General features: G+C 67.6%; 27 protein-coding genes and 1 riboswitch. Of the genes, 24 read left to right on the top strand and 3 right to left on the bottom strand.

Annotation, left to right across the window (positions count from 1 at the left end; translation table 11 throughout):
- The 9 genes from LU493_RS07685 (at window position 1) to LU493_RS07645 (ending at window position 7,436) form a co-directional block, all read left to right on the top strand.
- Entirely contained in the window at window positions 1-576 is a 576-nt protein-coding gene (locus tag LU493_RS07685) for a YqaE/Pmp3 family membrane protein (protein ID WP_275287198.1), read from the top strand.
- Window positions 577-719: 143 nt separating this feature from the next.
- Window positions 720-1,586 carry a carboxylate/amino acid/amine transporter gene (locus tag LU493_RS07680; protein ID WP_275287197.1) on the top strand — a complete coding sequence of 289 codons (867 nt, stop codon included), beginning with the start codon at window positions 720-722 and terminating at the stop codon, window positions 1,584-1,586.
- Between the two features lie 63 nt (window positions 1,587-1,649).
- Window positions 1,650-2,531, top strand: coding sequence for an NAD(+) kinase (locus tag LU493_RS07675; RefSeq protein WP_275287196.1), 882 nt, complete (start codon window positions 1,650-1,652; stop codon window positions 2,529-2,531).
- A 1-nt stretch (window position 2,532) separates the two neighbouring features.
- On the top strand, window positions 2,533-3,537 hold the full coding sequence (locus tag LU493_RS07670; RefSeq protein ID WP_275287195.1) for a metallophosphoesterase: 1,005 nt from the start codon (window positions 2,533-2,535) through the stop codon (window positions 3,535-3,537).
- A gap of 177 nt (window positions 3,538-3,714) precedes the next feature.
- Entirely contained in the window at window positions 3,715-4,560 is an 846-nt protein-coding gene (locus LU493_RS07665) for a rhomboid family intramembrane serine protease (RefSeq protein WP_275287194.1), read from the top strand.
- Window positions 4,561-4,653: 93 nt separating this feature from the next.
- On the top strand, window positions 4,654-4,938 hold the full coding sequence (locus tag LU493_RS07660) for a YeaC family protein (RefSeq protein ID WP_275287193.1): 285 nt from the start codon (window positions 4,654-4,656) through the stop codon (window positions 4,936-4,938).
- The gene (locus LU493_RS07655) at window positions 4,922-5,767 is read left to right on the top strand and encodes a DUF2797 domain-containing protein (protein WP_428994546.1); all 846 of its coding nucleotides are present in this window, start codon (window positions 4,922-4,924) and stop codon (window positions 5,765-5,767) included. The genes LU493_RS07660 and LU493_RS07655 overlap by 17 nt, the downstream gene beginning before the upstream one ends.
- A gap of 53 nt (window positions 5,768-5,820) precedes the next feature.
- Window positions 5,821-6,507, top strand: coding sequence for a glutathione S-transferase family protein (locus tag LU493_RS07650; protein ID WP_275287192.1), 687 nt, complete (start codon window positions 5,821-5,823; stop codon window positions 6,505-6,507).
- A 32-nt stretch (window positions 6,508-6,539) separates the two neighbouring features.
- A complete protein-coding gene (locus LU493_RS07645; RefSeq protein WP_275287191.1) occupies window positions 6,540-7,436 on the top strand; it encodes a hypothetical protein in 897 nt (298 codons plus the stop codon).
- A gap of 21 nt (window positions 7,437-7,457) precedes the next feature.
- On the opposite strand, the gene LU493_RS07640 is transcribed toward LU493_RS07645, so the two are convergent.
- Window positions 7,458-8,516 (bottom strand): PA0069 family radical SAM protein, encoded by a 1,059-nt coding sequence (locus LU493_RS07640; RefSeq protein WP_275287190.1) that lies wholly within the window; start codon window positions 8,514-8,516, stop codon window positions 7,458-7,460.
- Between the two features lie 135 nt (window positions 8,517-8,651).
- On the opposite strand from LU493_RS07640, the gene LU493_RS07635 reads away from it, so the two are divergent.
- From LU493_RS07635 to cobO, 14 genes are all read left to right on the top strand, one after another.
- Window positions 8,652-10,256, top strand: coding sequence for a glucan biosynthesis protein (locus tag LU493_RS07635; protein WP_275287189.1), 1,605 nt, complete (start codon window positions 8,652-8,654; stop codon window positions 10,254-10,256).
- 130 nt (window positions 10,257-10,386) lie between these two features.
- The gene (gene cobT / locus LU493_RS07630) at window positions 10,387-11,439 is read left to right on the top strand and encodes a nicotinate-nucleotide--dimethylbenzimidazole phosphoribosyltransferase (protein ID WP_428994545.1); all 1,053 of its coding nucleotides are present in this window, start codon (window positions 10,387-10,389) and stop codon (window positions 11,437-11,439) included.
- 5 nt (window positions 11,440-11,444) lie between these two features.
- Window positions 11,445-12,152 (top strand): adenosylcobinamide amidohydrolase, encoded by a 708-nt coding sequence (locus tag LU493_RS07625; RefSeq protein WP_275287188.1) that lies wholly within the window; start codon window positions 11,445-11,447, stop codon window positions 12,150-12,152.
- Window positions 12,149-13,129: an adenosylcobinamide-phosphate synthase CbiB gene (cbiB, locus tag LU493_RS07620; protein WP_275287187.1), complete on the top strand. Its 981-nt coding sequence runs from the start codon at window positions 12,149-12,151 to the stop codon at window positions 13,127-13,129. The genes LU493_RS07625 and cbiB overlap by 4 nt, the downstream gene beginning before the upstream one ends.
- Window positions 13,126-14,235, top strand: coding sequence for a threonine-phosphate decarboxylase CobD (gene cobD / locus LU493_RS07615; protein ID WP_275287186.1), 1,110 nt, complete (start codon window positions 13,126-13,128; stop codon window positions 14,233-14,235). Before cbiB ends, cobD begins: the two co-directional genes overlap by 4 nt.
- Window positions 14,232-14,768, top strand: coding sequence for a bifunctional adenosylcobinamide kinase/adenosylcobinamide-phosphate guanylyltransferase (locus LU493_RS07610; RefSeq protein ID WP_275287185.1), 537 nt, complete (start codon window positions 14,232-14,234; stop codon window positions 14,766-14,768). Before cobD ends, LU493_RS07610 begins: the two co-directional genes overlap by 4 nt.
- Window positions 14,765-15,523: an adenosylcobinamide-GDP ribazoletransferase gene (cobS, locus tag LU493_RS07605; protein WP_275287184.1), complete on the top strand. Its 759-nt coding sequence runs from the start codon at window positions 14,765-14,767 to the stop codon at window positions 15,521-15,523. Before LU493_RS07610 ends, cobS begins: the two co-directional genes overlap by 4 nt.
- Window positions 15,475-16,128 carry a histidine phosphatase family protein gene (locus LU493_RS07600; protein ID WP_275287183.1) on the top strand — a complete coding sequence of 218 codons (654 nt, stop codon included), beginning with the start codon at window positions 15,475-15,477 and terminating at the stop codon, window positions 16,126-16,128. Before cobS ends, LU493_RS07600 begins: the two co-directional genes overlap by 49 nt.
- Window positions 16,044-16,502, top strand: a complete 459-nt coding sequence (locus LU493_RS07595) for a bifunctional adenosylcobinamide kinase/adenosylcobinamide-phosphate guanylyltransferase (RefSeq protein WP_275287182.1) — start codon at window positions 16,044-16,046, stop codon at window positions 16,500-16,502. Before LU493_RS07600 ends, LU493_RS07595 begins: the two co-directional genes overlap by 85 nt.
- 252 nt (window positions 16,503-16,754) lie before the next feature.
- Window positions 16,755-16,963: riboswitch (cobalamin riboswitch) on the top strand.
- Between the two features lie 141 nt (window positions 16,964-17,104).
- Window positions 17,105-18,934, top strand: a complete 1,830-nt coding sequence (locus LU493_RS07590; RefSeq protein ID WP_275287181.1) for a TonB-dependent receptor domain-containing protein — start codon at window positions 17,105-17,107, stop codon at window positions 18,932-18,934.
- 84 nt (window positions 18,935-19,018) lie between these two features.
- Window positions 19,019-19,894, top strand: coding sequence for a cobalamin-binding protein (locus tag LU493_RS07585; RefSeq protein ID WP_275287207.1), 876 nt, complete (start codon window positions 19,019-19,021; stop codon window positions 19,892-19,894).
- Window positions 19,881-20,873 (top strand): FecCD family ABC transporter permease, encoded by a 993-nt coding sequence (locus LU493_RS07580; protein ID WP_275287180.1) that lies wholly within the window; start codon window positions 19,881-19,883, stop codon window positions 20,871-20,873. The genes LU493_RS07585 and LU493_RS07580 overlap by 14 nt, the downstream gene beginning before the upstream one ends.
- A complete protein-coding gene (locus LU493_RS07575) occupies window positions 20,873-21,664 on the top strand; it encodes an ABC transporter ATP-binding protein (protein ID WP_275287179.1) in 792 nt (263 codons plus the stop codon). The genes LU493_RS07580 and LU493_RS07575 overlap by 1 nt, the downstream gene beginning before the upstream one ends.
- Entirely contained in the window at window positions 21,661-22,266 is a 606-nt protein-coding gene (gene cobO, locus LU493_RS07570; RefSeq protein ID WP_275287178.1) for a cob(I)yrinic acid a,c-diamide adenosyltransferase, read from the top strand. Before LU493_RS07575 ends, cobO begins: the two co-directional genes overlap by 4 nt.
- A 22-nt stretch (window positions 22,267-22,288) precedes the next feature.
- On the opposite strand, the gene LU493_RS07565 is transcribed toward cobO, so the two are convergent.
- Both LU493_RS07565 and LU493_RS07560 read right to left on the bottom strand, forming a co-directional pair.
- On the bottom strand, window positions 22,289-22,654 hold the full coding sequence (locus tag LU493_RS07565; RefSeq protein ID WP_275287177.1) for a VOC family protein: 366 nt from the start codon (window positions 22,652-22,654) through the stop codon (window positions 22,289-22,291).
- Entirely contained in the window at window positions 22,647-23,057 is a 411-nt protein-coding gene (locus LU493_RS07560; RefSeq protein WP_275287176.1) for a hypothetical protein, read from the bottom strand. The genes LU493_RS07565 and LU493_RS07560 overlap by 8 nt, the downstream gene beginning before the upstream one ends.
- Window positions 23,058-23,207: 150 nt before the next feature.
- On the opposite strand from LU493_RS07560, the gene LU493_RS07555 reads away from it, so the two are divergent.
- Window positions 23,208-24,674 (top strand): cobyric acid synthase, encoded by a 1,467-nt coding sequence (locus tag LU493_RS07555; RefSeq protein ID WP_275287175.1) that lies wholly within the window; start codon window positions 23,208-23,210, stop codon window positions 24,672-24,674.
- Window positions 24,675-24,738 lie beyond the last annotated feature (64 nt).

The raw sequence follows: 24,738 nt of genomic DNA, 5'->3' as shown, positions 1-24,738 counted from the left end.
ATGGATGCCCGCGAATATCTGGCCCGCAAGGGCCTGGACGGAGAACGTGACAAGGAGCGCCCCAACACCCTGGAAGAGAAAGCCTGGTACCGTGCCCGCGAGTCCGGTGATCATCGCCCCAAGGCGGGGACGCCCCATGATTGGGAAGACTGGGAGCGCTATCACGAGACGCTGGCCGAAGGCGCCGATGCCCTGGAGCAGAAGATCGATCATGAGGCGCATCAACGAGCCTTGGATCATGAACAACCGTCGGAAGAGGGGGAGGCCGACGAGGCTACGCGCTCGGGTAGTGGTGTGGAGCATTTCACGCCGCCGGCCTCCGCACCGGCCGAGACAGCGTCAGCCACCGCTCATGAGGTCGAGTCCCGGGCAACGCCCGAATCTCGGCGTTCGGCGTCGGAATCCACGCGTCCCGAGCCTTTCGCCGCCATGATGATCCTCGCCGTGCTGATGCCGCCCCTGGCGATGGCCCTGGCTGGTGCCGGGGGGCGTCGGGTCATCCTGTCGCTGGTCCTGATGCTGCTTGGCTGGGTGCCGGGGGCGGTCTATGCGGTGTTCTGGCTCCTGAGGCATTAAGAACTCCTGCCGAACCTCGACCGATGCGCTCGGCCTCGGCACCGCCCGGAGACTTGCCGGGCGGGTGAGGCGGGGTGAGCTTGGCAGCGGAGCGGACGTGCGTATAATCATCGTCAACCCTTGATATAGACAGGAGTTGACCATTGGGCTATCTCGTCGGTGTCACCGTTCTGTGGGCCTTTTCGTTCTCGCTGATCGGTGTCTACCTGGCCGGGCAGGTGGACAGTTACTTCGCGGTGATGATTCGCATCGTCCTGGCGGCGCTGGTCTTCTTGCCGGTGCTGCGGCCGCGTCTGTTGCGGGGGCGGCAGCGACTGGCGCTGATGGCCCTGGGGGCCGTGCAGCTCGGCGTGATGTATATCTTCTTCTACCAGTCCTTCCTGCTGCTGTCGGTCCCGGAGGTGCTGCTGTTCACCGTCCTCACGCCGTTCTATATCGCGCTGCTCGACGATGCGCTGTTTCGGCGCTTCACGCCTTTTCACCTGCTCACCGCGGCGCTGGCAGTGCTCGGCGCCGCGGTGATCCGCTACAAGGGACTGACCGACGATTACTGGCTGGGGTTCCTGGTCGTGCAGGGCGCCAACCTGTGCTTCGCCCTGGGCCAGGTCGGTTATCGCCGGTTGTCAGCGGGGCTGCCCGATACGCTGCCGAGGCTGTCGGTCTTCGGCTGGTTCTACCTGGGCGCGGTGGCAGTGGCGGTGCCGGCCTTCCTGGTGCTGGGGGATACGGCTGCACTGCCCACCACGGGCTTGCAGTGGGGCGTACTGGCCTGGCTGGGTCTGGTGGCTTCGGGGGTTGGTTATTTCCTCTGGAACCTCGGGGCCGTGCGGGTCGACGCCGGTGCGCTGGCGATCATGAACAATGCCCTGGTACCCGCTGGCCTGCTGGTCAACCTGCTGATCTGGAACCGTGAGGCCGACCTGGTGCGGCTGACGCTGGGTGGCGTGATCATCATTGCCTCGCTGGCGCTCAATGACTGGTGGCAGCGTCGTGCGGTGCGAACCGCCTGAGGCGGTTTGCCCCCCTCCGACAGTGTCGCCATAATGGTCCGTCGCGAAGCGAGGGACCCGCGCATGCAAGCCTTCAAGAACATTGGCCTGATCGGCCGGCTGGGCAGCGCCAAGGTGGTCGAGACCCTGAAGCGCCTGAGCCGCTTCCTCGACGACGCCGGCTACCACGTCATCATCGAGGATCGTACCGCCACGGTTCTGCTTGACCATGGCCACCCGGAGGCCAGCCGTCGCCTGCTCGGCGAGTTGTGCGACCTGGTGATCGTGGTCGGTGGTGACGGCAGTCTGCTGGGCGCCGCCCGTACCCTGTGCCATAGCGGTACCCTGGTGCTCGGCGTGAATCGAGGTCGCCTGGGATTTCTTACCGATATCTCGCCGGATGAGCTCGAGGAACGGGTCGGAGAGGTGCTTGAGGGCCGCTACGAGGTCGAGGAGCGTTTCCTGCTCGATGCCGAGCTCTACCGCGACGACACCCTGATGGGCAATGGCGACTCCCTCAACGAGGTGGTCCTGCATCCCGGCAAGGCGGTACGCATGATCGAGTTCGAGCTGTTCGTCGACGGGCAGTTCGTATACAGCCAGCGCAGCGATGGCCTGATCATCGCCACGCCCACGGGGTCGACGGCCTACGCCTTGTCCGGCGGGGGGCCGATCATGCACCCCAAGCTGGATGTGATCACCCTGGTGCCGATGTTTCCCCATACCCTGTCGAGCCGACCGATCGTCATCGATGCGGCCAGCGAGATTCGCATCCATATCGGCGAGACCAACCAGACCTATCCGCACATCAGTTGCGATGGCCAGACACGCGCCGTGGCCAAGCCCGACGATGTGCTGGTGATACGTCGCAAGCCGCAGCGGGTCCAGCTGGTACATCCACTGGGCCATAATTTCTATGAGGTCCTGCGCAGCAAGCTGGGCTGGAGCAACCGCCTGGGAGACTGAGGTGAGCGAACGAGGCGCCCCCGAGGGCTATGACCTGATCGGTGACGTGCATGGTTGCGGCGCCACCCTGGCCACGCTGCTCGAGCGCCTCGGCTACCACCAGCGGGGCGGTGTCTATCGCCATCCGCGCCGCAAGGCGATCTTTCTCGGAGACCTCATCGATCGGGGGCCGCGCATACGCCTGGCGGTTTCCATCGCGCGTCGCATGGTCGAGGCGGGCGAGGCCTCCATCGTGCTCGGTAACCATGAAATCAACGCGCTCGCCTATTGCCACCGGGCGCCCGAGGGATCCGAGCGTGAGTGGCTTCGCGCGCATACCCCTCGGCACAATCGCATCGTCAAGGAAACCCTGGCGCAATATCGCGACCACCCCGAAGAGTGGGAGCAGACGCTGGGGTGGTTTCTGGATATCCCGTTGTGCCTGGAGTTCGACGGGCTTCGGGTCGTGCATGCCTGCTGGGATCAGGCATTGATCGACGAGCTGCGCCGACGGTGCCCCGATGCCCGCATCGACCTGGACTTCCTCGCCGAGGCGATGCGTTCCGGTACGCGGGCATCCTTGATGCTCGATCGCCTGACCCGAGGCAACCATCTATCCTTGCCCGAAGGCATGCATATCCACTCCGGGGATGGCTTCACCCGTCGCAGTTTTCGTGCTCACTTCTGGGCCAGGGATCCGCGTACCTGGGGGGATGTGGTCTTTCAGCCGGACAACCTGCCGGATGACCTGGAGTCTCGCGCATTGAGCGACGAAGAGCGTTCGCGGCTGAGCTATTACGGCCCGGATCAACCGCCCTTGTTCATTGGCCATTACTGGTGCGAGGGCGTTCCCGCGCTGCCCGCGCCCAATATCGCTTGCCTGGATTACAGCGCCGTCAAGTTCGGTCGTCTGGTCGCCTATCGCTGGAGCGGCGAGACGTGCCTCGATGCCGATCATTTCGTGTGGGTCAGCGTGGCCCAGGAGGAGCGTATCCGGTCGATGCCGCGGGAGATCGATGTCGATTGATACATTTTGTTACACAAAAAGATGGTCCATGACTGAACTCACCCCCACCTCGCCAATCAGAGTAGGTGTTCCCTTGAATGATCCCTTGCTCTTGTCCGGTGGCCCCCTCCGCCGGACTTTTCTTTTTGCGCGCCTTTCCCGTCCCCATGATCTCGGGTGTCGTGCCCCGGAGGGTCCATGTATCGGGTAATCCTGTTACCGCGCGATGCCGATCTGCGTGAGTTGCGCCAGGCGCTCTGGGCACATCGTATCGGGCATCGCATCACCGAAGAGGATGGCGGCCAGGTCCTGTGGCTGGTCGATCCGTCCCAACAGGAAGCGCTACGCGGGCTGCTCGCGCAATGGCAGCGAGGCGAGCCGTTGATGCCCGAGGGCGGCAGGGCGAGCCGTGGCGGCACCCAGTGGTTGGCGCCGTTTCGCCGCGTGCCGGTCACGTCCCTGGCGCTGGGCCTGTGCCTGCTGGTGTTCGCCGCCACCTGGCTGTTCGGGGACCTGGTGGTGGCCGCCTTGACCATCGCGCCGGTGGGCATCGTCGATGGACAACCGGCGCCGGGCAGTCTCGGTCAGGGGCTGGCCAGCGGCCAGGTCTGGCGATTGCTGTCGCCGATCTTCCTGCACTTCGGCTGGATGCATCTGATCTTCAACATGCTCTGGCTGTGGTTCTTCGGGCGCCAGGTCGAGGCGATCGATGGTGGCCGACGTATGTTGACGCTGCTGCTGTTGTCGGGCATCGGTGGCAACCTCGCACAATATGCCACCGGTACGGTGCTGTTCGGCGGCATGTCCGGGGTCGATTTCGCGCTGCTGGGCTATGTCTGGCTGATGTCGCGGCGACGTCCCGGCAGCGGCTTCTTCGTCCCTCAGATGCTGGTGGTGTTCATGCTGGCCTGGATGGTCTTCACCATGACCGATGTCGCTGCCTTGTTCGGTTTCGGCAATGTCGCCAATGAGGCGCACCTCGGCGGTCTGGTCGTGGGGTTGGCACTGGGCTGGTATCATTCGGCACGAACCAAGGGATCCTGAAACGTGGCGGCGCCCGCCGACGTTGTCTGGTCGGGTGCTCCGCGAGCCGACGACTTTCCCCGCACCGATCCACTTCTTCTGAGAGATGCCGCCATGAGCGATATGACCTTCGAGCGCATGATCCAGCAGATGACTCCCGACATCTACGACAGCCTCAAGCAGGCGGTGTCGCTGCGCAAATGGCCGGACGGCCGCTTTCTCACTCCCGAGCAGACCGAGCTCTGCCTCGAGGCAGTGATGCGCTACGAGGTGGAGAACGGCGTGCCCGAAGATCAACGCGTCGGTTACCTCGAGCGTCGTACCTGCGGCGCCGACAGCGGTGGCGGGAATGTCTCCCCGGAACAGGCCGGCCTGGGGCAGGATGTCGGTCGTGACTGAGCTCCTGGTGCGCGGCTGTCTGGCCAAGATGGCCGTCGAGCCCGGCGCCCCCGCCCGCTATACCCTGCGCGCCGGCGATGACCGGCTGCCTCTCGATACTTTGCTGGGCGAGCCGGTACGGCTCGCCTGGACCGGCGCCATCGCCTGCACCCACTGCGGCCGCGCGACCCGCAAGAGCTTCGGACAGGGGCATTGCTATCCGTGCTTCAAGCGACTCGCGCGTTGCGACACCTGCATCATGAAGCCGGAGCTGTGTCACTATTTTCAGGGGACCTGCCGAGAGCCCGAATGGGGCGAACGACACTGTTTCCAGCCCCACATCGTCTATCTGGCCAATGCCTCCGGCCTCAAGGTCGGCATCACCCGCGCCACCCAGGTGCCGACCCGCTGGCTCGATCAGGGGGCCGTCCAGGCGTTGCCGATCCTCGAGGTGAGCTCTCGCCAGCAGTCCGGTTTCGTCGAGGTGCTGTTCAAGGACGAGGTCTCGGATCGCACCAACTGGCGTGCCATGCTCAAGGGCGAGACCCGGGAGCTCGACCTGCCCGGCGAGCGTGATCGACTGCTCGAGCGCCTCGCCCCGGGGCTCGCCGAGCTGCGCGAGCGCTTCGGCGTCGATGCCATCCGTGAACTCGACGCCACGCCCTGCACCTTCGAGTACCCGGTGCTCGAGTACCCCACCAGGGTCGCCTCGCACAACTTCGACAAGACCCCCGAGGTGGCCGGTCGGCTGATGGGCATCAAGGGGCAGTACCTGATGCTGGACAGCGGGGTGATCAATTTGCGCAAGTTCACCGGCTATGAGGTCGTGGTGAGCCATGGCGCCGCGTGAGGGACTGTGTCAGCGTTGATGTCTCATGCCGTGACATCAAGGAGAGAAAACGGATGTACCGCCTGCATATCGCCAACAAGAATTATTCGTCCTGGTCGCTGCGTCCCTGGGTACTCATGCGTCATCTGGGGATCCCCTTCGAGGAAAGGCTCACCCCCTTCGATACCGGTTCGAGCTGGCGCAGCTTCCGCGCCTTTTCCCCTACCGGCAAGGTGCCTTGCCTGGAAGATGGCGAGCGGGCCATCTGGGAATCGCTGGCGATCATCGAGTACCTGGCCGAACGACACGACGGTATCTGGCCGCAGGACGAAACGGCGCGGGCCTGGGCGCGTTCGGCCAGTGCCGAGATGCATGCCGGCTTCGGGGCTCTGCGTGACGAATGCCCGATGAATTGCGCCGCACGGGTGCGGCTATCTTCGCCCTCGACCGCTCTGGGTCATGAGCTGGAGCGGCTCGACGAACTGTGGCAGCAGGGGGTGTCCCGCTTCGGTGGCCCCTTCCTCGCCGGCTCTGAATTCAGCGCGGTGGATGCCTTCTTCGCTCCCGTGGCGTTTCGCGTGCGCGGCTTCGGCCTCGAACTCGGGGAGGCCTCGAGGGTCTATGTCGATACACTCCTCGACTTGCCGGCGATGCGGCAATGGGATGCCGACGCCGTGGCCGAGCCCTGGCGGGAGCCCGGGCACGAGGATGACCTGCTGGCGCGCGGCACGCTGCTGGAGGATCGCCGCGGGAACGGCTGATGACGATACGAGACGGACAGGGAGGAAGTCGAATGACGGTGCTGAACCGCGGCGAGGATCGGGAAACGGACAGGGTCGGTTTCCGGGTCGTCGACCGGCTGACGGACCCCGAAGGAAGCGCGAACGCCGACTGGCTCGGTGTCGCCGAGGATTGCGTGCTCTGGATGGATGGTGCCGCGCCGCTCAATGCCGGACGGACACGCAGCGACTATCCCAGTGACGCGGCCTGGTTGGTGCGACGCTTCGTGGGACACTTCCTGGCCAGCGTCGGCCCCGCATGGCGGACCCGAGAGCTGGTCATCGAGATCCAGAACCGTCTGGCGGTGGAGTATGACGCCCTGGGCTCGGCCGCTGATGTCGAGCGGGAGGATCTTCCCTTCGCCTGTTTCGGGGCCGCTCGCCTGATCGATGACACCCTGGAGGTCACGGGGGCCGGCGATTGCGTGCTGCTCTACGAGACCGACGAGGGAACGCTGGCCAGCTTCGGTCACAGCGCGGTCGCGGCGCTCGAACAGAAGGCGGTGGCGGCCCTGCGCGAGGCCAAGGCGCGTTCCGGGGCGAGCCATGGCGAGGCACTTCAGTCGATCGTTCCTCATATCCTCGACAACCAGGCACAGCGCAATCGGCGTTTCGGCTACGACGTCGTCGAGCCCATCGGCGATCTTTCCATCGATCTGGAACGGGTGCTGATGCCCGCGCGCCCGGGACGTCGACTGCTCGCCATGAGTGACGGCTTCTATCGGGCCGTCGACACCTATCACCTCTTCACTCACGAGCAGCTCTTCGAGGCCGCCTTCGAGAACGGGTTGGACGATATACTCGCTCGCCTGCGCGCCGCCGAAGCGGATGACCCCGAAGCGCATGCCCATCCCCGACTCAAGCTGCAGGATGATGCCACCGCCGTTGCCTTCATGGTGGAGGCATACTGAGTCGTTTCTCCTGGAGCCGCGTCAAGGCGCGAACAGGTCCCCCTGGGCGCCGGGCGGTCGAAAGGCCGAGGTGTCCAGGGCGACATCGCCCGGAAAGCCCAGGCGGCGATGGCACCTGGCGAAGCGCTGGGCGAGCAGTTCGGCGAATACCCCCTCACCGCGCATCCGGTGGCCGAAACGGGCATCGTAATCGGCGCCGCCTCGGCATTGGCGAATCAGGCTCATCACCTTGTCGGCACGCTCCGGGTAATGAGCCCTCAACCAGTCCTCGAACAGGGGAGCGACTTCACGGGGCAGGCGCAGCAACATCCAGGAGGCGCTGATGGCGCCGGCCTCGCGGGACGCCTCCAGCAGGCGTTCGATTTCATGGTCGGTGAGACCGGGAATCACTGGTGAGATCAGGGTGCCGACCGGTACGCCGGCCTCGGCGAGGGTGCGGATGACCTTGAGCCGCGCCTCGGGAGAGGCCGTGCGGGGCTCGAGGGTGCGCTTCAGTTCGCGGTCCAGGCTGGTCAGGCTGATCATGACCCGTACCAGGCGATGCTCGGCCAGCCCTTCCAGCAGGTCGAGATCCCGCAGGATCAAGGCACCCTTGGTCACCAGCGTCACCGGATGACGATGCTTCAGCAGCGTCTCCAGCACGCGCCGTGTCGTTCCCTGCTCGGCCTCCAGGGGCTGGTAACAGTCGGTATTGCCGGACAGGTTGATCGGGCGACAGACATAGCCTGGCTTGGCCAGTTCCTCCTCCAGGCGCTCCACCAGACCGCTGCGTGCGATCAAGCGGGTCTCGAAATCGAGGCCGGGGGAGAGGTCCCAGTAGGCGTGGCTGGGGCGTGCATAGCAGTAGATGCAGCCGTGTTCGCAGCCCCGATAGGGATTGAGGGAGCGGTCGAAGGGCAGGTCCGGCGAGCGGTTCCAGGACAGGGCGCTGCGCGAGGTTTCGGTGCTGACCCGGGTGGCCAGGCGCGCCGGCACGGCCTCCTGCCACCAGCCGTCATCGACGGCCTCGCTGTGGGTCGGCGCGAAGCGATTGCGAGGGTCGAAGGTCGCGCCGCGCCCCCGGCGCGCTCCGTGGCTCATGGGCGCTCGAGAAGCCATGTCGGAACCTTTTGTGTGTATTTATATACAGTATAGGGTGTCGTGACACGATGACAACCAGGGAACTCGAGTGGCCGCCTGGCGTTCCACAGGGATGCCATGCGAAAGGAACCCGACATGAAGCGACGCGATTTCCTGAAGATGACGGGCGCGATCGGCGGTAGTGGACTGCTGCCGATATCTTCCCTGTTGGCGGCGACGGAAAAGGCCGAGCGCGTCGGCGCCGGCGAGTCCTTCGACTATGCCTGGCTCAAGGGGCGGGCCCGCCAGCTATCCACCCAACCGCCGCGCGAGACGGCCATCGCACTGCCCGAACCGATCCGTGACCTCGACTGGGATGCCTACCAGGCGATCCGGTATCGGCCCGCTCGAGCCGTGTGGGCCGATGATCCCGAGGCGGCGTTTCGTGCCCAGTTGTTCCATCCGGGGCTCCATTACAAGACGCCGGTGCGGATCCATGAGGTCGTCGATGGCCATGCCCACGAGCTTGCCTATGACCCGTCACGATTCGATTTCGGCGAATCGGGTGTCGATGGCGAGCGCCTGCCCGAGGACCTGGGCTACGCCGGCTTCCGGCTCCACCATCGCGACGACTGGGACCGTGACGTTGTCGCCTTCCTGGGCGCCAGCTATTTCCGTGCGGTGAGCGACTCCCTGCAGTACGGCATATCGGCCCGCGGGCTGGCCATCGATACCGCTTCGTCGTCGAAGGAGGAGGAGTTTCCGGTGTTCACACGGTTCTGGCTGGAGCGACCCGTGGATGACGAGGCGAACGTCATCGTCTATGCCTTGCTCGAGTCGTCCAGCGTCACCGGTGCCTATCGTTTCGTCATCAGCGATGCCGAGGGAGTCGTCATGGATGTCGATATGGCCCTCTACCCTCGACGGGCCATCGAGCGGCTAGGGGTGGCGCCATTGACCAGCATGTACATGGTTGGCGAGAACGACCGGGACGCAGACTGGGACTGGCGGCCGGAGATCCACGACTCCGATGGCCTGTCGATCCACGCCGACAGTGGTGAATGGCTGTGGCGTCCCCTGACCAACCCGGACCAGTTGCGCTTCAATGCCTTCGGCGAACGAGCCCCGCACGGTTTCGGGCTGTTGCAGCGAGACCGCGATTTCGATCATTACCAGGACGACGGTGTCTACTATGATCGGCGTCCTGGCGTCTGGGTCGAGCCGAAGGGCGACTGGGGCGAGGGGGCGGTACAGCTGGTCGAATTGCCCACCCTCGACGAGACCTTCGACAACATCGTCGCCTTCTGGAACCCGGCCAGGCCCGCTGAACCCGGCGAGGAACTGCTGTTCGGCTACCGGCTCAGCTGGTGCGACACCCCGCCCGAGCAACCCCCTCTGGCACGCTGCGTGGCGACCCGTACCGGGCTCGGCGGCGTGGTCGGTCAGCGTCGCGAGTATTACAGCCGACGTTTCGTGGTCGACTTCTCGGGCGGCCCCATGCCGCTGGGCGAGAACGCCGAGGTCGAACCCGTCATCGATGCCTCTGCCGGGCGGGTCGAGATCACCTCGGCGCGCCCCCTGGATGCCATCGAAGGCTATCGGGCCATGTTCGATGTGGTGCCGCCCGATGAGGGCACGGATCCGATCACCCTGCGTCTCTACCTGAAGCAGGGCGATCGTCCGTTGACCGAAACCTGGCTCTACGAATGGACACCGCCGCCCGCGGAAGAACGCAAGCTGCGCAACCCCGGCCATCTGTAGATCGTCGTTGCCGCGTGGGGAGGCAACCGATGGCGGCGGCTCGGCCCGGCCGTGAGGACGCGGTTGGGCCTTCGCGATCGTGAGGCCTCTGGTAGGATGGTCGCCTCGACAAGGACGCCCGGAGCCCGCCGTGAACGATACGCTGCCGACGATCGCCCCGCCCGATGCCGCCTGCGCCGGTCGGGTCGCCCGCTATCTCGACACCCTGACCAAGCCGCCGGGCAGCCTGGGCCGGCTGGAGGCGCTGGCGGTGAGTCTGGCAGCGATCACCGGCGAGGACTTCCCGCGGGTCGGCCCGCCCGCCGTGGTGGTGTTCGCCGCGGACCACGGCGTGGCGGCGGCGGAGGGTGTCTCGGCTTTCCCCCAGTCGGTGACTGCCCAGATGGTGGCCAACTTCGTGGCCGGCGGGGCAGCCATCAATGCCTTCGCGCGGCGTATCGGCGCGCGACTCGAGGTGGTCGACGTGGGCGTGGCGGGTGAGCTGCCCCATGATGGCGTCATCCACGATCGCATTCGCCCCGGCACCGGCAATCTGGCCCGCGAGGACGCCATGTCCCGTGACCAGGCCCTGGCCGCCATCGCCGCCGGCCGTCGCGCTGCCGAGCGGGCCGTGGCAGCGGGCTGTCGCTGCCTGATTGCCGGGGAGATGGGCATCGCCAACACCACCGCCAGCAGCGCCATGCTGGCGGCGCTGAGCGACATCCCCGTCGCCGAGCTGGTCGGCCCCGGCACCGGCGTGGCCGGCGAGGCACTGGCCCACAAGCGCGCGGTGATCGAGGCGGCGCTGGCCGAGCGTGCGCCCGATCCCGCCGATCCTCTGGAGGTGCTGGCCAGGCTCGGTGGGCTGGAGCTCGCTGCCATGGTCGGGGCCTACCTGGAGGCGGCGCTCAGGCGCATGCCGGTGCTGGTCGACGGCTTCATCGCCACGGTGGCCGCGCTCACGGCCTGCCGGCTCGCTCCGGGGCTGCGCCCCTACCTGATCTTCGGCCATCGCTCCCATGAGCCCGGCCACGCCCACGCCCTGGCGACGCTGGACGCCGAGCCGCTGCTGGACCTGGATCTACGTCTGGGGGAGGGCAGCGGGGCGGCCCTCGCCTTCCCGCTGCTGGAGTCGGCCGCCGCGATGCTTGCCGAGATGGCCACCTTCGACGCCGCCGGCGTCGACGACCGCGAGGCGCCCTGATCCCGATGGATGTTCCGGTACGCCAAGACCATCGGCCGCCGGCGTTCGGCGAGGGCCTGACCCTGGCCGTCGACGACGGCTGCGTGCATCTCCACCATCCGACGCCGCTGCGCACCCTCGGCAACGCCCTGGTCGGCGAGGGGCTGGGCTGGGCCCGGGACTTCTGCAACTTCCACGTCGACAAGGACTACGATGGTCAAGCCCCGGCGGAGGACCTGCGCGCCTGGCTCGCTGCGCGCGGGATCGCCCAGGGCGAGGCTCTGGCGATGATGACCGCGGTGTCGCTGACGCGGCTGGCCCTGGTGTCGGCCGATGTCGGCGATGCCGGCAAGCCTCGGGTGCTGGCGGCGGTCACCGCCGGGGTCGGCAATGCCGTGGACATCACCGCGCCGGCGACCGGCGATCCTCGCCTGGTGGCGGGTACCATCAACGCCCAGGTATTCGTCGACGGTCATCTCACCGACGGCGCCATGGTCAATGCCGCGCTATCCGCCACCGAGGCCAAGGTACAGGCCCTGGCGGCCTGCGGGGTGCGCGATCCCGAGCACGACACCCCGGCCACCGGCACTTCCACCGACTGCCTGGCCATCGCCGCCACCCAGTGCGGCACGTCGACGCCCTATGCCGGTTCGGGCACGCGTCTCGGCCGGGCCATCGGTGCCGCGGTGTACCGCGCCGTTCGCGAGTCCCTGGCGAAGGAGGGCCCTTCATGACGCTGGACCCGTTGTCCTGGGAACTGCTGGCGCTGATCGCCGCGGCGCTGGCCATCGACCTGTGGCTGGGCGACCCGTCCTGGCTGCCCCATCCCGTCGTCGGCATCGGCCGGGGGATCGCCCGACTCGAGCGGGCCTGGAACCATGGCCCCGCCGAGGCCCGTCGTCGGCGCGGCGTCTGGCTGGCGGTAGTGGTGGTCGGTGGCACCTGGGGTCTGGCCTGGGGCCTGCTGACGGTACTGGCCGGGGTATCCTCTGGCTTGTCGATCGCCGTCGAGCTCGTGCTGCTGGCCACCACCTTCGCCACCCGCGGGCTCGCCGAGGCGGCCCGGGCGGTGGCCGAGCCGCTGCACCGCGGCGACCTGCCGGCGGCGCGGCGGGCCCTGGGCAGGATCGTCGGCCGCGACACCGAGGCGCTGGACGAGTCAAGGCTGGCCCGCGGCACGGTGGAGACCGTGGCCGAGAACACCGTGGACGGCATCACTGCGCCGCTGTGCTGGGCGCTGCTCGGCGGCGCCCCCCTGGCGCTGGCCTACAAGGCGGTCAATACCCTGGACTCGATGGTCGGTTATCGCAGCCCGCGCTATGAGGACTTCGGCCGCGCCTCGGCGCGCCTGGACGACGCCGTCAACTGGCTGCCGGCGCGGTTCACCGCCCTGGCCATGTGGCTCGCGGCGCGCCTTGTCGTCGGCGGCCGCACGAAAGGGGCCCTGGCCGCCACCCGCCGCGAGGCGCCGCGTCATCCGAGCCCCAACGCCGGCTGGCCGGAAGCGATGGTGGCGCACCTGCTGGGTGTCGAGCTGGGCGGGCTCAACCACTACAACGGGCGCCCCTCGCATCGTGCCACCCTCGGCCGGGCGCGTCAGCCGCTGGCGGTCGGGCATATCGAGCGCGCCATTCGCCATATGCACGGCGGCTGGCTGGGCGTGCTGGCGCTGCTGGCGCCCCTGGTACTGCTGCGGGAGTGGCTGATATGACGGCCGACATGAGTGTCGAGGCTCAGGGCGTGCCGGACTGGCCGGTCCATGGTGGGCGCATCGCGCCGCTGTTGGCGCGCTTCGGCCTGCCCGCCGATCACCCGGTGATCGACGTCAGCGCCAACCTCAACCCGCTGGGGCCGCCGCCCTGGCTAGGGGAGTGGCTGGCCGCCGCCGGCGAGTCGCTGGCGCGCTATCCGGACCCGGACGACGACCGGGCGCGACGTGCCATCGCCGCCCACGACGACGTGGCCCCCGAGCGAGTGCTGGTCACCAACGGCGGCATCGAGGCGATCCACCTGGCCGCCGCTCTCCACGCCGGCGACCGTGCCCTGGTGGTCGAGCCCACCTTCAGCGAGTACGCCCTGGCCTGTCGTCGGCACGGTCTCATCGTCGATCGGCTGTCGCTGGAGGCTCCGGCGTTCCGGCTCGACCTCGCGGCCGCCGAGGCGGCCCTGGCCGGTGTCGATGTGGCCTTCCTGTGCCGGCCCAACAACCCCACCGGCACGCTCATTCCGCGCGCCGACGTCGAGCGGCTGCTGGAACGGGCGGGCGAGACCGGCACCACTCTGGTGGTGGACGAGGCCTTCGTCGACTTCTCCGAGGACGACGAACGGCTCACGCCGCTGCTCGACCAGGTACCGAACCTGCTGCTGCTGCGCTCGCTGACCAAGCTCTTCGATGTGCCAGGGCTACGGCTCGGCTATCTGCTCGGTGCCCCCGAGGCGATCGAGCGGCTGGCCGAGGCGCAGATGCCGTGGAGCGTCAATGCCCTGGCCCGGGGGCTGGTGGCGCCGCTGCTTGCCGACGAGGACTATCTGGCTCGCACTCGGGAATGGCTGGCGGTCGAGCGTGGCCTGCCCGGGCGAGTGCGTGGCCTCGGCTATACGGTGCCGGAGACCCATGCCAACTTCCTGCTGCTGCGCGGCGGGGGGGATGCCGACGCGGCCGGGGCGCTGTTCGCCTTCCTGCTCGAGCGCGGTCTGCTGGCCCGCCATACCCACGGTTTCCCGGGCCTCGATGGCGCCTGGTTGCGTCTGGCACTGCGCGGGGCGGACGACAACGCCCGGCTGCTCGAGGCCCTGGCGGCGTGGCGGCGGGCATGATCGCCTTCGTCTCCGGCGGGGCCCGCTCGGGCAAGAGCGTCGTAGCCGAGGCGGTCATCGCCGAGTGGCAAGCGGTGCGTGGCGGCGAGCGCTACTATCTGGCCACGGCGCGGCCCGGCGATGACGAGATGGTCGCGAGGATCGCCCGTCACCGTCGCCAGCGGGGCGACGGCTGGGTGACCCTCGAGCCGCCGCTGGCCTTCGCCGAGACGCTTGCGACGTTTCCCCGTGGAAGTACGGTGCTGCTCGACTGCCTGACCGTCTGGGCCAGCCGGGTGATGTTCGAGGCCGGCCTCGAGGACGCCGATGGCCGGGCGATGCTGTCGGCCGGCCTTCATGAGGCGCGTCGCCGCGAGCTGGCCTTGGCAGTGGTCTCCAACGATCTCAACGAGGAGCTACCGCCCCGCGACGCGCTGGTGTGGCGCTATCAGGCCTTCCTGCAGGGACTGCATCGCGACCTGGCTGCGGAGGCGGACCGGGTGATCGAGGTGGTGGCCGGCCGCGCCATCGACTGGAAAGGAGAATCGCCATGAAGGACGCGGGCTTCGGCGCGCTGCTGGCCATCCAGTTCCTGACCCGGCTGCCGGTGCCGTTGGCCTGCCCCTGGACGCCGGCCACCCGGCGCTGGGCGGCGCGGGCCTATCCGCTGGTCGGCGCACTGATCGGGGCGATCCTGGCCGTCGTCGGCTCGCTGCTCGAGGGGCTCGTGCCGCTGCCGCTGCTGGCCCTGGCGCTGCTCAGCCTGTGGGTGGCGCTGACCGGCGGGCTACACCTCGATGGCCTGATGGATCTGGCTGATGCGCTCGGCAGCAACGCGCCACTGGAGAAGCGCTGGGCGATCATGAAGGACCCGCAGGTAGGCAGCTTCGCCGTGCTGGCGCTGGTCTTCCAACTGGCGTGGAAGGCGGCGCTGCTGTGGGCGTTGCTGGCGGCCGGGGCGAGCCCCTGGTGGCTGGTGCCGGTGGTGGCACTGGGCCGGCTGGCCGCGGTCGGCCTGTTGGTGACGGTGCCCGCCGCTCGTGCCGAGGGCCTGGCCCACGCCTGGCAGCAGAGCCTCGGTGCCCGCGACCTGGCCCTGGCCTCGCTGCCGGCGCTGGCGTGTCTCGTTTTCGTGCCCGGGCTGACCTGGTGGCTGGTCGGCCTGGCGGGCTTCGTCATCATCTACGGCCGGGCGGTGCGCCGGGCCTTCGGCGGCATCAACGGCGACATCGTCGGCGCCGTCATCGAGGGAGGAGAACTATGGCTGCTGCTGATCGCCTGGAGCTGGTGGTCGTTCGTCATGGCCTGACGAGCTGGAACCTGGAGCGCCGCTACCAGGGCCATCGCGATATCCCGCTGCTGCTGCCGGACGCCGAGCCGGACCTCGATCGGCTGCGCGAGGCGCTGGCCGAGGTCGCGTTCGATGCCGTCCACTGCAGCGACCTGACGCGCTGTCGCCAGACTCTGGCCCATATGCTGGAAGCGCGCGTGCGCGATGGCCTGTCGACTCCGGAAGCACGGCTCGATGCCCGCCTGCGCGAATTGGATTTCGGCGACTACGAGGGCCAGACCTGGGCCGAGTTGAAGGACGACCCCGGCTATCGGGCCTGGGTCGACAGCCGGGGCAGGCGGACCATCCCCGGTGGCGAGTCCGCCGACGACCTCTGGGCGCGGCTCTCGGCGTGGCTGGAGGAGGTGCAGGCTGAGGCGCGGGCATCCGGCCATCGCCGGGTGCTGGCGGTCAGTCATGGCGGCGCCATCCGCGAGCTGCGCCGTCGCCTGGAGAACGCGGACTTCTGGGACGGCGTGGTCGGCCAGGCCCAGGGACGATGTTTCACGCTCACATTCGAGGAGGACGGCTGGTCATGCAGCTCTTCATCGGCGGTGCCTGCGCTGGCAAGCGCGACCTCGTAGCCGCCCGTTTCCCGAATGCCGCCTGGTCTCGAGTCGACGAGGCCGGGCTAGAGGGCCGGGAGAATGACATGCGCTCGGGCGCGGTACAGGTACTGATCGGCTGGACGGGCTGGCTGGAGGCGGCCCTGGCCGATGAGCCCGACGACGACCGGCTGCGCGCGCGGCTGGTCGCGGCGCTCGACACCCTGAGGGACGCAGAGCGCGACGCCAGGGGGGAGGTGGTGCTGATCCTGCCCGAGATGGGCCGCGGCATCGTGCCCATGGACGCGGCGGACCGCCGCCTGCGCGACCTGGCCGGCTGGCTGGCCCAGGACGCCGCCGCCCGCGCCGAGGCGGTCTGGTACGTGCGCCACGGCCTGGCGCGCCGGCTGTAGCAAGCCCAGTGCTATCGCAGTTGGATCTGGCGAGGGGCGCCGGGGACAGGCCGAAGAGGGGGTCCGATGCCATGGATGGCATCGGTAGCCTCCAGGGAAGGATTCATAGCGCCCCCTCGCAGGCCTGTCGACGGATCAGCCCGAGCAACAGCGCTCAACTGCGATATTCTGGTAGCAAGCCGACGTGCGTTGACGCCCCGTCGCGCGGTTGCTAGCTTACGCGCACTCTCAGGTGACCCGGGAGCCTTGCAGACAGGCTCCAGGCCTGTTGCGACAGGCCGGGTTGAAACGGGAAGTCGGTGACGCCCGCCCAGCGAGTCAGTCCGACGCTGCCCCCGCAACGGTGATCGAGAAAAGGGCTGCCACTACCTCAAGGGTAGGCCACTGTGCCGAGACGGCATGGGAAGGCGGTAGTCCGGAGGCCCAGCCTGCCTCGCTCGTCAGCCCGGAGACCGGCCTGTGAGCGCATGCCAGGACGCGGTGGGCGAACCTCGGGCAGGGCGACTCGCCGATGTCATGTCGATCTTCCCCTCCCATGTCTCGCGTCCGGCCTTTCAAGGGTTCATTGCCGCACGGGTGCGTGCGGTTCCGGGACGATTATCATGACAACTTCGCTTTCTTTCCGTTGGGGCCTGGCTTCCCTTTGCCTGGGGGCGTCACCGCTTCTCCATGCCGCCCCGAATGCGGCCGACACCGAGACCGATACCGAGCAGCAGCTCGATCCGATGGTGGTGTCCGCCACGCTCGCGCCACGCACAGCCAGCCGGTCGCTGTCCTCGGTTTCGGTCATCGACGAGGAGGCGTTGCGCCGCCAGGACGCCGTCGATATCACCGATGTCCTGAAGGCTCAGCCCGGCGTGGACATCTCGTCCAACGGCCGTTATGGCAAGGCCAGCAGCGTCTATCTGCGCGGTACCGGCAGCGAATCCACCCTGATGATGATCGATGGTATTCGGCTGCGTTCGGCCACCCTGGGCAGCCCGGCCTGGCAGTTTCTCGATCCACGCTTGTTCGAGCGTGTCGAGATCGTGCGGGGGCCACGGGGCAGTCTCTATGGCGCCGACGCGGTGGGCGGCGTCGTGCAGCTTTTCACTCCCGAGGGCGAACTCGGTGACCCCGAACCCAGCATCACCCTGGGCGGCGGCTCGCATGACAGTCGCCGGGTTTCCGCGAGCCTGACCGGCGGTGCCGACGGCACGCGTTATGCCTTCTCGGCCAGCCATTTCGGCACCGAGGGCGCCGAGGTCATCGAGGGCGAGGGCGACAAGGGCTATGACAACACCAGCGGTTTCGCGCGGTTGTCGCACAGGTTCGACAGTGGTGCGGAGGTCGGTCTGCTGGCCCTGCGGGCCCGGGGCAATACCGAGTATGTCGGCGGCGATTCCGACTATGTGCAGCAGGTGGCCGGTGTCTATGGCGAGCTGCCCGTCACCGATGACTGGCGCAGCCGCCTGACGCTGAGCGAGGCGCGTGACGAAAGCGAGAGCCACGAGAGCTTCGGCGATTCCGTCTTCGATACACGCACGCGTACCGCTCGCTGGGAGAACACCCTGACCGTCGGGCCGCACGAGTGGATCGCCGGTACCGAGGTCAGCCGTGACGAGGTTACCGGCACCACTGACTATGTCGAGGATAGTCGCGACAATGCGGCTGTCTTCGGCCAGGCATTGCTCGATTTCTCGCCGTTCTCCGTCCAGGCGGGACTGCGCTACGACGACAACGAGGCCTTCGGCGAGGACGTCACGGGGAGCCTGGCGCTGGGGGTTGCCCTGGATGACCATCACACCCTGCGCGCCAGTTACGGCACGGCCTTCCGGGCACCGACCTTCAATGAACTCTACTACCCCGGCTATGGCAATCCCGATCTCGACCCGGAGCGTTCCGAGAGCGTGGAACTCGGGGTGCGCGGTCAGTTCGAGCGCGGTTTCTGGGACCTGGCCCTCTACCAGACCGATATCGACGACATGATCGGCAGTGCCGTCTTCGACGGTGTCAGTGCCCCCTACAATGTCGACGAGGCCCGCATTCGTGGCGTGGAACTCTCCACCGGCGCGGAAGTGCTGGACTGGAGCCTGCGCGCCGCCCTGACCTATACCGACCCCGAGGACCGCAAGACCGGCAACCGGCTGAGGCGTCGGGCCACCCAGAGCCTGCGCTTCGATGCCGATCGCGAGCTGGGCGACTGGACGCTCGGCGGGACGGTCATCGCCCAGAATCATCGCTACAACGATGCCGGCAACGAGGAACGGCTGTCAGGCTATGGCATCGTCAACCTGCGGGCCGGCTGGCGCTTCGCGCCGCAGTGGTCGGCGCGCCTGACGCTGGAGAATGTGTTCGATCGCGAATACGCCACTGCCCGTGACTATCTGGGCCGCGATTACATCGACGCCGGGCGGGCGGCTTTCCTCAGTGTACGCTTCGGTGCCCAGTAGCGCTTTTTCGCGGCATCCTGCTCCCGGCCGGACGTGTCGGCAGCGCGATATCATGATCCTCATGCTCGGGGAGGCGAGGTGCGCTTGAGATACCTGCTGTATGGGGTGGGGCTGCTGGCACTGGCCGGCCCCTTGCGAGCCGAGCCCTGCGTCATGGACGACGCGGGGCGGGAGGTCTGCCTGGAGGCGCCGGCGCAGCGCATCGTGGCGCTCTCGCCGGGGGTGACCGAGTTGCTCTATGCCGCCGGCGCCGGCGAACGGCTGGTGGGCGCGGTCAGCTTCAGTGACTATCCCCCCGAGGCCAATGATCTGCCCCGGGTGGGCAGCTACGATCGTCTGGATCTCGAGGCGCTGCTGGCCCTCGATCCCGACCTGGTGGTGGCCTGGTCCGGCGGCAATCCCGAGCAGCAGCTCGAGCGCCTGCCGACGCTCGGCGTGCCGGTCTTCTTCTCCGATGCCGATGACTTCGCCGCTATCGCCGCGAACCTGGCGCGCTTCGGTGAACTGGCCGGCAGCGAGGCCGAGGGGCAGGCGGCAGCCACACGGCTGCGCGACGAGGTGGCCGAGCTGCGCGACCGCTACGCCGAGGCCGACCCGGTGAGGGTCTTCTATCAGGTCTGGGAGTCGCCCTTGATGACCGTCAACGGCGAGCACTGGATCAGCCAGGCGCTGGCATTGTGCGGCGGCGTCAACCTCTTCGCCGAGCAATCGTCGCTGGTGCCGCGCATCGGCCGCGAGGCAGTGCTGACCCGGGATCCGGAAGCGATCATCACCGGCGGGATGGGCAAGGCCGATTCCACCTGGCTGGAGGCCTGGCATGACTTCCCGGACATGACCGCGGTACAGCGCGGCAATCTCTTCTTCGTCAATCCTGACCTGGTGCAGCGCGCCACGCCCCGACTGGTGCAGGGAACCCGAGACATCTGTCGCCATCTGGAGGTGGTGCGTGAGCGGCGCTGAATCCGGGGGCCGAGCGAGGCGCGCCAGCCCCCTGGCATGGCTGGTGCTGGCAGCGCTGCTCTCCCAGGTGCTGGCGGTGTCTCTGGGCAGTGTGGCCGTGCCCGCAGACGCCTTGTGGTCGGTACTGAGCGGTGGCGGTGAGCCACTGCATCAGACGCTGGTACTCGAGCTTCGCCTGCCACGCTCCCTGGCCGCTTTCGGCACCGGCGCTCTGCTGGCCCTGGCCGGGGCCCTGATGCAGGTATTGTTGCGCAACCCGCTGGCGGATCCCTACGTGCTCGGGCTCTCCGGCGGTGCCTCGGTGGCTGCCTTGCTGGCGATGCTCGCGGGTCTCGGTACCACCCTGGTCGCCGGCTCGGCCTTCGCCGGCGCGCTGGCGTCCACCCTGATCGTCTTCGGCCTGGCCCATGGCACGGGGAGCTGGACACCGACCCGGATGCTGCTCACCGGGGTGGTGATGGCGGCGGGCTGGGGCGCGTTGATCAGCTTCCTGCTGGCGGTGAGTCCGGTCGAACAGCTTCCCGGCATGCTCTATTGGTTGATGGGCGATCTGGCCTATGCGGGAACGCCCTGGCCGGTGTTGGTGGTGGCCGTGCTCAGCCTGGCGGTGGTGATGCCGCTGGGCCGAACTCTCAATGTGCTGGCGCGTGGTGGCATGCAGGCGGCGGCTCTCGGGGTCGCTGTTCGTCGCATGGAGTGGATGCTCTATCTGGTCGCCAGCCTGTTGACGGCCGTGGCCGTGACGACGGCCGGCAGCGTCGGTTTCGTCGGTTTGATGGTCCCGCACATGCTGAGGTTGAAGCTGGGTAACGATCAGCGGATCATTCTGCCGGCCAGCCTGCTGGCGGGAGGAACCCTGCTGACACTGGCGGACACCCTGGCGCGCACCATGGTGGCGCCTCAGCAACTCCCCGTGGGGGTCATCACCGCCTTGCTGGGTGTGCCGAGTTTTCTCTATCTGCTCTATCGGAGTCGCTGATGGCGAGCCTCGAGACGCGCGGCTTGATCGTGGATGTGCCGGGACGCGCCTCGGGGCGTCCCCTCGATCTGCACATGAAACCGGGAGAGCGGTGGGGCGTACTGGGGCCCAATGGTGCGGGCAAGACGACCTTGCTGCATACGCTGGCGGGGCTGAGAGCGCCTCGGGCCGGCGAGGTACGGCTCAATGACTGCGAGCTGTCGCGCTGGCGACGTCGCGAGATGGCCCGGTGGATGGGGGTGGTCTTTCAGGAGCGCCATGATGAGTTTCCCGCTACCGTCATGGAAACCGCGCTGATCGGTCGACATCCCTACCTGTCGCCCTGGCAGCGGGAAAGGGAAACGGACATCGCACGAGCCCGTGACGCGCTCCGACGCCTCGATCTCGACCATCTGGCGCCACGCCTGGTATCGACGCTTTCCGGTGGCGAGCGCCAGCGCGTCAGCCTGGCCACGGTGCTGACCCAGGCGCCGAACTGGTGGCTCGCCGATGAACCGACCAACCATCTCGACCTTCACCATCAGGTCGCGATCATGCGTCTGCTCGAGGTACAGGCCAACGCCGGTTGTGGCGTGGTCATGTGCCTGCATGATCTCAATCTGGCGGCGCGCTGGTGCAGTCACCTGTTGTTGCTGTATCCCGATGGAGAGGCCTGCTGGGGGCCGGCGTCCGAGATGCTGGTGCCGGATGCCCTGGCGCGTCTCTACGATCAACCCTTGATTACCGTGGAAGTGGACGGACACCCCGTCTTCGTGCCGCGGTCCCGTCCCGTTGCCGGAGATGCTTCATGACGACCATCGACCCCGAACGCCATGCCCGCCGCATGGCACACAAGCAACGCATCATGAACGAGCGGATCGCCGCCGCCGACAAGGAGCAGGGCGTGCTGCTGGTGCTCACCGGCCCCGGCAAGGGCAAGAGCAGCTCTGGCTTCGGCATGCTCGCCCGGGCCCTGGGCCATGGCATGAAGGTCGGCGTGGTGCAGTTCATCAAGGGCGCCTTCAGCACGGGCGAAGAGTCGTTCTTCCGCGACCTGCCGAGGGTGGACTATCACGTCATGGGCGAGGGCTACACCTGGGACACCCAGGACCGCGAGCGCGATATCCGCGCCGCCGAGGCCGCCTGGGCAGAGGCCCGACGCATGCTCGACGACCCGGACTATGCACTGGTGCTGCTCGACGAACTCAACATCGCCCTGCGCCACGGCTACCTGGAACTCGACCGGGTGCTCGACGATCTCCAGGGTCGCCCGGCGATGCAGCATGCGGTGGTCACCGGCCGTCATGCCCCCGAGGCGCTGATCGAGCTGGCCGACACCGTGACCGAGATGAAGGTGGTGAAGCATGCCTTCAAGGATCAGGGCATCAAGGCGCAGAAGGGCGTGGAACTGTAGTCGGCTCGACGCAGAAGCAACGTCATGTCGCCCGCTCTCTGAGCTCGACCTTTCTACCGTCGGGATCCTGGGCGATATAGACCATTTCGTCGGCGATGGTACGCCGGTTCACCGTCTCGAGGTTCGCCAGGATCTCTCCGAGATTCGGTACGCTGAAGCCGAGTCGCGTATTGTCCACCGACTCACCTTCGCGTAGCGGGTATAGCTCGAAGACCATGCCCGCCTCCTGTGAGGCGTAATGGATCGGGCCGTCGCCATGCTGTTCCTTCACGAAGCGAAACCCTAACCGCTCATAGAACCGCTTGCTGACCTCCAGCGCTTGGCAGCGCAGCACGAGAAGGGTGATCTGCAGGGCAGGCGCGTCCCTTTCCGGTGGCGTCTCAATCATGTACTTCGATAAACCATTTGGGTTTCATGCGCCCGAAGTCCTGTCGAACGTGCGAACGCAGCGGCTTCCTGGAATCCAGCACATAGGCGTGATCGCCTTGCCTGACGAACACGACCCAGTGCCAGAAGGGACGGCCGCCTTCCCGGTGCCACTTGATGGAAAGCAGGGCCTTGTCCGGTAGCGCTTCCCAGGATTCGAAGGGCGTCTCAATCGGTGAAGTGGTGATGTGAAAGGCCGAGAGCAGGGTGCGGACATGCCGGGTATCCGACCACAGCGTCTTGTCCTCGGCATGAATCCCCAGGCCGTTGGCGACTCGCTTGGCTTCTCGGTAGGACACGCCCGCGAGGGCGGCACTCGCGGCAATTCCGCAGCCCGAAGTTTCTTCCTGAATGACGGGGTCCATGACATTTCCCGAGGTGGCGACTGACGAATAATGGCATGCCTTGACCGACTCTCGATAGGGAGACTCGGCGGCGACCGATTGCGGCGCATGAGGCGCCTAGGTAGAGTCTCGCCATCTCGGGGGCGAACTGGATAGGGCGAGGCGTATGGCATGGCGACACTGATGATCCAGGGCACCACCTCGGATGCAGGCAAGAGCACGGTGGTGGCAGGGCTTTGCCGGCTGCTGGCGCGTCGTGGCGTGTCGGTGGCGCCCTTCAAGCCCCAGAACATGGCGCTCAACAGCGCCGTGACCCCGGAGGGCGGCGAGATCGGCCGCTCTACGGCGCTGCAGGCGATTGCCTGTGGTATCCCGCCCCACGCCGACATGAATCCGGTGCTGCTCAAGCCCGAGACCGACCGCGGCGCCCAGGTGATCCTCGATGGCCGGGTCCACGGCCATATGGACGCGCTGGATTACCACGCCTTCAAGCGCCGGGCCCGGGAGACCGTCCTGGCGGCCTGGGAACGGCTGACGTCACGCTACGATCTCATCATCGCCGAGGGGGCGGGGAGCCCCGCCGAGATCAATCTACGTGCCAACGATATCGCCAACATGGGCTTCGCCGAGGCGGTGGACTGCCCGGTATGGCTGGTCGCCGATATCGACCGCGGCGGCGTCTTCGCCCAGTTGGTGGGTACCCTCGAGCTGCTGAGCGAGTCCGAGCAGGCGCGTACCCGAGGGGTCATCATCAATCGCTTTCGCGGCGACATCTCGCTGCTCGAGCCGGGCCTCGACTGGCTCACCGAGCGTACCGGCAAGCCGGTGCTGGGCGTGCTGCCGCATCTGGACGGGCTGCTGCTGGACGCCGAGGATGGCCTGGGGCTCACCGAGAGCGCCGCCGAGGCGTCGGGGTTCCGAGTGGCGGTGCCGGCGTTGCCGCGGATCAGCAACCACACCGACCTCGACGCGCTGCGCCTGCATCCGCGGGTCGAGCTCACGCTTGTCGGGCCGGGCCAGGCCATGCCGCCCGCCGACGTCATCCTGCTGCCCGGCAGCAAGAGCACTGCCAGCGACCTGGCCTGGCTGCGCCGCGAGGGCTGGACGCCGGCGATCCATCGCCACCTGCGCTACGGCGGCCGGTTGATGGGCATCTGCGGCGGCTTCCAGATGCTCGGCGAGGCGATCGACGACCCGGACGGTCTCGAGGGCGAGGCCGGCAGCGTGGTGGGGCTGGGGCTGCTGCCGATGCGCACCCGCATGGTGGCCGGCAAGCAGCTGCGCAACGTACGCGGCACTCTCGTCGGCGATGATATTGCGGTGAGCGGCTACGAGATCCACAACGGTGTCAGCGAGGGCCCGGCGCTGGCCCGGCCGCTGCTCGACCTCGACGGTCGGCCGGATGGCGCGATCAGCGAGGATGGTCAGGTGCTCGGTACCTACCTGCACGGGCTGTTCGACGAGGCGCCGGCGGCCTCGGCGTTGCTGGCCATGCTGGGGCTGGAGGCGAATGGAGCGGAAGGAGACGGCGCTGCCGTGGACCTGGCCGCCCATCGCGAGCGCCAGCTCGACCGGCTGGCGGATGTCTTCGAGGCGCATCTGGATATGGCCGACGTCGGCAGGCTGCTGGCGGTATGACGGAGCAGCCAGCCCTTCCCGGCTCGTCTATGGTGAGAAGGACGCCATGGTCAGTGGGAGGAAG

Source organism: Halomonas elongata (assembly GCF_029081005.1).
Lineage (GTDB): Bacteria > Pseudomonadota > Gammaproteobacteria > Pseudomonadales > Halomonadaceae > Halomonas > Halomonas elongata_B.
Note: the sequence above shows the minus strand (reverse complement) of the source record. Positions and strands in the feature narration are given on the sequence as shown.

Coding starts and splice junctions, on each gene's coding strand:
- LU493_RS07685 (WP_275287198.1), top strand. CDS start 1: ATGGATGCCCGCGAATATCTGGCCCGCAAGGGCCTGGACGGAGAACGT.
- LU493_RS07675 (WP_275287196.1), top strand. CDS start 1,650: ATGCAAGCCTTCAAGAACATTGGCCTGATCGGCCGGCTGGGCAGCGCC.
- LU493_RS07665 (WP_275287194.1), top strand. CDS start 3,715: ATGTATCGGGTAATCCTGTTACCGCGCGATGCCGATCTGCGTGAGTTG.
- LU493_RS07660 (WP_275287193.1), top strand. CDS start 4,654: ATGAGCGATATGACCTTCGAGCGCATGATCCAGCAGATGACTCCCGAC.
- LU493_RS07655 (WP_428994546.1), top strand. CDS start 4,922: ATGTCGGTCGTGACTGAGCTCCTGGTGCGCGGCTGTCTGGCCAAGATG.
- LU493_RS07650 (WP_275287192.1), top strand. CDS start 5,821: ATGTACCGCCTGCATATCGCCAACAAGAATTATTCGTCCTGGTCGCTG.
- LU493_RS07645 (WP_275287191.1), top strand. CDS start 6,540: ATGACGGTGCTGAACCGCGGCGAGGATCGGGAAACGGACAGGGTCGGT.
- LU493_RS07640 (WP_275287190.1), bottom strand. CDS start 8,516: ATGAGCCACGGAGCGCGCCGGGGGCGCGGCGCGACCTTCGACCCTCGC.
- LU493_RS07635 (WP_275287189.1), top strand. CDS start 8,652: ATGAAGCGACGCGATTTCCTGAAGATGACGGGCGCGATCGGCGGTAGT.
- LU493_RS07625 (WP_275287188.1), top strand. CDS start 11,445: ATGGATGTTCCGGTACGCCAAGACCATCGGCCGCCGGCGTTCGGCGAG.
- cbiB (WP_275287187.1), top strand. CDS start 12,149: ATGACGCTGGACCCGTTGTCCTGGGAACTGCTGGCGCTGATCGCCGCG.
- cobD (WP_275287186.1), top strand. CDS start 13,126: ATGACGGCCGACATGAGTGTCGAGGCTCAGGGCGTGCCGGACTGGCCG.
- LU493_RS07610 (WP_275287185.1), top strand. CDS start 14,232: ATGATCGCCTTCGTCTCCGGCGGGGCCCGCTCGGGCAAGAGCGTCGTA.
- cobS (WP_275287184.1), top strand. CDS start 14,765: ATGAAGGACGCGGGCTTCGGCGCGCTGCTGGCCATCCAGTTCCTGACC.
- LU493_RS07600 (WP_275287183.1), top strand. CDS start 15,475: ATGGCTGCTGCTGATCGCCTGGAGCTGGTGGTCGTTCGTCATGGCCTG.
- LU493_RS07595 (WP_275287182.1), top strand. CDS start 16,044: ATGTTTCACGCTCACATTCGAGGAGGACGGCTGGTCATGCAGCTCTTC.
- LU493_RS07590 (WP_275287181.1), top strand. CDS start 17,105: ATGACAACTTCGCTTTCTTTCCGTTGGGGCCTGGCTTCCCTTTGCCTG.
- LU493_RS07575 (WP_275287179.1), top strand. CDS start 20,873: ATGGCGAGCCTCGAGACGCGCGGCTTGATCGTGGATGTGCCGGGACGC.
- cobO (WP_275287178.1), top strand. CDS start 21,661: ATGACGACCATCGACCCCGAACGCCATGCCCGCCGCATGGCACACAAG.
- LU493_RS07565 (WP_275287177.1), bottom strand. CDS start 22,654: ATGATTGAGACGCCACCGGAAAGGGACGCGCCTGCCCTGCAGATCACC.
- LU493_RS07560 (WP_275287176.1), bottom strand. CDS start 23,057: ATGGACCCCGTCATTCAGGAAGAAACTTCGGGCTGCGGAATTGCCGCG.
- LU493_RS07555 (WP_275287175.1), top strand. CDS start 23,208: ATGGCGACACTGATGATCCAGGGCACCACCTCGGATGCAGGCAAGAGC.